The 3,541-nt window shown below is 48.8% G+C and carries 6 protein-coding genes; 4 read left to right on the top strand and 2 right to left on the bottom strand.

From position 1 onward, the window contains the following. Together E1189_RS23585 and E1189_RS04950 are read right to left on the bottom strand one after the other, a co-directional pair. Positions 1-828: hypothetical protein (locus tag E1189_RS23585; RefSeq protein WP_230460175.1), on the bottom strand; the 828-nt coding region annotated here is incomplete at its 3' end. Between the two features lie 77 nt (positions 829-905). After that, a complete protein-coding gene (locus E1189_RS04950) occupies positions 906-1,139 on the bottom strand; it encodes a helix-turn-helix domain-containing protein (protein WP_155158944.1) in 234 nt (77 codons plus the stop codon). A gap of 151 nt (positions 1,140-1,290) precedes the next feature. Here E1189_RS04950 and E1189_RS04945 point away from each other — a divergent pair, with 151 nt between their 5' ends. From E1189_RS04945 to E1189_RS04930, 4 genes are all read left to right on the top strand, one after another. Continuing rightward, a complete protein-coding gene (locus E1189_RS04945; RefSeq protein WP_196221207.1) occupies positions 1,291-1,776 on the top strand; it encodes a helix-turn-helix domain-containing protein in 486 nt (161 codons plus the stop codon). A gap of 9 nt (positions 1,777-1,785) precedes the next feature. Continuing rightward, positions 1,786-2,538 carry a potassium channel family protein gene (locus tag E1189_RS04940; RefSeq protein WP_155158942.1) on the top strand — a complete coding sequence of 251 codons (753 nt, stop codon included), beginning with the start codon at positions 1,786-1,788 and terminating at the stop codon, positions 2,536-2,538. Between the two features lie 153 nt (positions 2,539-2,691). Then, complete coding sequence (locus E1189_RS04935) at positions 2,692-3,036, top strand: response regulator transcription factor (RefSeq protein ID WP_155158941.1); 345 nt, start codon at positions 2,692-2,694, stop codon at positions 3,034-3,036. Beyond that, entirely contained in the window at positions 3,033-3,425 is a 393-nt protein-coding gene (locus E1189_RS04930; protein ID WP_155158940.1) for a hypothetical protein, read from the top strand. Before E1189_RS04935 ends, E1189_RS04930 begins: the two co-directional genes overlap by 4 nt. The last annotated feature ends 116 nt before the right edge of the window (positions 3,426-3,541 follow it).

Below are 3,541 nucleotides of genomic sequence, written 5' to 3'. Positions count from 1 at the left end.
AGCGTTCTTCCTCGCAGAGTGCACGAAGAGAAGAATCACGGGATGGGTACCACGTTCGAAGAGGTAATCAATCAGGGAGGGTGGCTCTTCAACCTGCACAATCAACTCACCTTCGACTGCTGCCGCGTCAGCGTCAGTATCAGTGCTTTGAGTATCTGCAGTACTCTCTGAGGTATTCTCTGAAGTACTCTCTGTAATGTTTGCTGAATCCTGCAGTTTTGTTTGCTGATTCCTGCATTCTTGTTTGTTGATTTCCGCATTCTTGATTGCTTGATTCTGCAGACTGGCGGAATTACTGGCTCCGTTCAGATTGTCGGATTCTGCAAACTGTTGATTCTCGCCGCTTTTTTCTTGCTGGGCTTTGATGGTTTTCTCTGCCTTTCCACCCTTGTTTGTTGAATCCTGCACTCTTGTTTGCTGATTTCTGCATTCTTGTTTGCTGGATTCTGCAAACTGTTGATTTTCAAGGATTTCAAAAAGTGCGGCATTCAGCATGGATCTGTTCACCCGGTACCAGAGTTTTGCAGGGTTTCCCTTGCGCTTCTCTTCCAGAACACCCGCTTTCTTAAGAGCCTTCCGTGAACGCTCCTGCTCAGAGCGAGACAACCACGTTTCCTTGTGCCACTCATCCTGAGTTTTATAAAACCACTGACCATCACGCTCTGATTTGCCAGTCCAGTACAACGCCTGGCTCAGAAACAATCCACCAGCTGCAAAACCAGCAATCTGGGCATAGGGCTGCTGGAACGCTATTGGCCGTTCAAGGAGCTTTGCCAGATCGGGGATAATGTCGCTCATACCCTTGTTTTTTCTCTTATGGCTTTCCATAATGACTCCTGCCATTTCGTATGGTTGAAAAGCCCCGGTTCTTGGTTGCTACGCCGCCGGGGCTTTTCTTTGTCTGATTACTTCCGGTAAAAACTGCGACCGCGGGCGCTTTTCGCCATCTTCCTCAACTCAATCGCTTTAAACCTTCCCCCAGTCACTTCTTCGATCGCATCACAGGCAGGGCCAGAGATATAACCCTGACGACGCCAGATATAGACATTCTTCACTGAGAGATTCAGAGCCTTTGCCAGTTCTGTGGGTGTATTGAAGTGGTCAATAACGCTCTGAACCGTTGTTTTCTTTCTTCCCATCTTCTTATTCCATGTCTTAACAGAATAATTATTTACCTTTTTAAGCTATTTTGACAAGAAAAAATAGGCCAAATGATCCATTTAGTTAATTTACTGTAACGTCGACACTACATAGGTAAAGGGTAAAATGTTCTGTCAAAAGGGAGAGCACATGACCACGCTAGGTGAACGCGCAAAATACGCCAGAAAGAACTGCTACAAGTGGATACCAGGGCGAACCAAGGGCTACACGCAAAACGACGTTGCAGATCAGTTAGGACAAACTCGTAACTCCATCACCCAGCTTGAGCGCGGTGAGGTGGCTTCAATAAAACCACGCAACCTGAAGATCATTTCGGCATTTCTGCATATAGATGCGGACTGGCTCATTACAGGGAACATGGACAAACACCCTGAGCGGATCATGTATCAGGCGTTCATGGAGAAGCACGAGACACCAACAAGCCAGAGTAGCGGCCACGTAAGTACGCCTACCGAACACTTTGAAGATATGCAGCAACAAGCTGCGAGACTTGAACAAATTTCTGTTATCCATGCCCTTGCCGGACAAATACTCAATAATGCAAAAAACAAGCTTCCGTGGACGCAAATGGAAAAGCGCCTCATACAAGCTTGCAAGGAAGTTATTAACCCATGAGAAAATTGAATGAACGACACCACCGAGGAGCTCGGACCCTTCCAGTTTTTTATACTGATACTGTCCGTGTTTTCACTGCTCCTGCTCTTTGCCCAGTCTGCCTTTCCTCTGTCACAAGAAACCCGCAGCATATTTAACACCGCAGACACGATCATCTGCGGCTTTTTCCTTTTCGACTTCTTCTACCGCTTCATCAAGGCCACCAGCAAACGGGCGTTTATGCGCTGGGGCTGGATTGACCTGATATCAAGCATCCCTATGATCGACGCCTTCCGGGCGGCACGTGTCGTGCGGGTGATTCGCGTTCTAAGAATACTCCGTGCAGCCAAGTCGGCTCGCATGCTGATTACTTTCCTCCTCCGCAATCGCACACAGGGAACCTTTGCCACTGTGTCAGCCATATCTATGGTGCTGGTGGTGTTCGGTGCGGTTGCGATTATGCAGGTTGAATCGGGAGCCAACAGTAATATTGGAAACGGTGCTGATGCTTTGTGGTGGGCCTTTGTCACGATCACTACAGTGGGATACGGAGACTTCTATCCAGTGACTCCGGAAGGCCGCGTGATAGCCGGTATTCTTATGACAGCCGGTGTAGGGTTGTTTGGTACGTTTACAGGCTATATAGCCTCATGGTTTCTGGAGGATGACTCCAGCAGCCAGCAGGACAGGCAGCTGGAAGAAATCCACCAGCAACTTGAAAACATAAACCGACAATTACAAGCGCAACGCAGCAACCCTGCCCCCTTGAAAGAATCTGCCTAAACCTCTCTCCCTGCACGATCATGACCAGCCTTCGGGCTGGTTTTTTTACACCCAAAATTAACATTACAAAGAAAAAGGTAAATTATTTATTGTCATTTTATCGGCCAAAGGTTAATTTAAAGAGGTAAAGGTTAATTACCAAGGACAGCAACAATGCAAACTCTCACGCCGAAGCAGAAACAAAGCCTCCAGCTAGCCGCCAGCGGACTATGCCACAAGGGTACTGCTCGTGAGATGGGTTGCTCACCGCACACTGTGCGCCGCCACTGGGAGCAAGCCCGTGAGCGTCTTGAGAGCAAAAGCATGGTTCACGCAGTCGCCATCGCAATAAGCCGCGGCATTATCGCGCCACTGTGCCTGCTGCTCTCCATTGTCCAAGTGATCGGCCTTGGCACCACACAAACAGAAACACCCGTACGCCAGCCAGTAAGAACCAGCGTGCGGTTGGTAAGAACAACACGAGTCGGCCGCAAATACGTAGCGGGGATAAAAGCATGACCATGAAAGAAACAGCTGTTTGCTGCAGATGTGGCGTTGAAAAGCCAATCAGTGAATTGAATGGATATGACCCGATCACCAAGGATGGCACTCACGCGTACTGCTACAAAATCGCCGAGTGCAACAGTGCTGAAGCTGAGGAAATCATTGGCGGCCTGATTGATGACATCTATGGCGATGATCAAGAAGAGCAGCCTGCAGTCACAGCTGAGAAACTCGAAACCGGCCACTGCATCGAAACCAGAACCTTTGGGGAGCTTGTTCAGATTATCAAGATGCTCTCCCGTGATTATGTCTTCTGCTTTCACTGCGTAAAAAAGGGCGGCTGGTGGACGGCCACAGTGTCCAGCCGCGTGATTCAACAGCAGCCCCTGACAGCTGCCGCCTGATTAACCGAAAAATAAAGAGAAGGGAAACCATGTTTAAACACGCCATTATCTACACCTTTAGTGATCAATTCGTCCTCACCGGTGAGCAGCTGGAGGATGCGCTCAAGGAACAGCCG

This window comes from Parendozoicomonas verongulae, from assembly GCF_009711465.1.
GTDB classification, from domain to species: domain Bacteria; phylum Pseudomonadota; class Gammaproteobacteria; order Pseudomonadales; family Endozoicomonadaceae; genus Sansalvadorimonas; species Sansalvadorimonas verongulae.
Note: the sequence above shows the minus strand (reverse complement) of the source record. Positions and strands in the feature narration are given on the sequence as shown.

Coding starts and splice junctions, on each gene's coding strand:
- E1189_RS04950 (WP_155158944.1), bottom strand. CDS start 1,139: ATGGGAAGAAAGAAAACAACGGTTCAGAGCGTTATTGACCACTTCAAT.
- E1189_RS04945 (WP_196221207.1), top strand. CDS start 1,291: ATGACCACGCTAGGTGAACGCGCAAAATACGCCAGAAAGAACTGCTAC.
- E1189_RS04940 (WP_155158942.1), top strand. CDS start 1,786: ATGAACGACACCACCGAGGAGCTCGGACCCTTCCAGTTTTTTATACTG.
- E1189_RS04935 (WP_155158941.1), top strand. CDS start 2,692: ATGCAAACTCTCACGCCGAAGCAGAAACAAAGCCTCCAGCTAGCCGCC.
- E1189_RS04930 (WP_155158940.1), top strand. CDS start 3,033: ATGACCATGAAAGAAACAGCTGTTTGCTGCAGATGTGGCGTTGAAAAG.